Source organism: Pseudoalteromonas rubra, from assembly GCF_005887115.1.
GTDB classification, from domain to species: domain Bacteria; phylum Pseudomonadota; class Gammaproteobacteria; order Enterobacterales; family Alteromonadaceae; genus Pseudoalteromonas; species Pseudoalteromonas rubra_F.
Genome location: NZ_PNCJ01000071.1, coordinates 1 through 355, shown reverse-complemented (window position 1 = coordinate 355; position 355 = coordinate 1). Strand labels below are relative to the sequence as shown.

The 355-nt window shown below is 49.0% G+C and carries 1 tRNA gene; it reads right to left on the bottom strand.

What is annotated here, in order from left to right:
- Window positions 1–28: 28 nt before the first annotated feature.
- Window positions 29–104 (bottom strand) — tRNA-Phe (locus CWB98_RS23100).
- Window positions 105–355: the final 251 nt, after the last annotated feature.

Below are 355 nucleotides of genomic sequence, written 5' to 3'. Positions count from 1 at the left end.
GAGCTAAGTCGGCGCACCTTTTAAATAATGGTGCCCAGAGGCGGAATCGAACCACCGACACGAGGATTTTCAATCCTCTGCTCTACCGACTGAGCTATCTGGGCTTAAATTGGTTATATTGTGCTGCTCTTTCTTCCATGAAGCGGTGGCCTGTCGTCGTCCTGACTCCACCTCAACAAGCTGCGAAGCATTGCTTCGGTCTTGTTTCGCCCGACTGAGCTATCTGGGCTAAAATTGGTTATATTGTGCTGCTTTAAAGCAGGAGCCTGAATTTCAGACTTAAAAAATAATGGTGCCCAGAGGCGGAATCGAACCACCGACACGAGGATTTTCAATCCTCTGCTCTACCGACTGC